Annotated in this window: 1 pseudogene; it reads left to right on the top strand. The window is 31.0% G+C overall.

Annotated features, from left to right (window positions below):
• Positions 1-268 (top strand): annotated as a pseudogene (locus V7266_RS30175) (glycosyltransferase family 32 protein); the annotation flags it as partial.

The raw sequence follows: 268 nt of genomic DNA, 5'->3' as shown, positions 1-268 counted from the left end.
AAAAACAGTGACGGTACTTATAGTGATTTAACAAATGTAGCGGTTATTACTAAGATATTAGGGGATTTCGGGATAAACGCTAATGGTGAATATCAAGAAATCAAAGGGGGAAATGTTATTTATCCTCAAACATATTTCTCACCCTATGATTATATCAATTGTCGAAAATTTATATCTGATAATACATATGCAATGCATCACTTCTATAAGAGCTGGCTTCCCCTTAAGGCAAGAATTAAAGGAAGAATAAAATTACTATTATCAAAAA

The organism is Neobacillus drentensis (assembly GCF_036965645.1).
GTDB classification, from domain to species: Bacteria; Bacillota; Bacilli; order Bacillales; family Cytobacillaceae; genus Neobacillus; species Neobacillus drentensis_D.
This window is presented reverse-complemented; position numbering and strand designations above follow the sequence as displayed.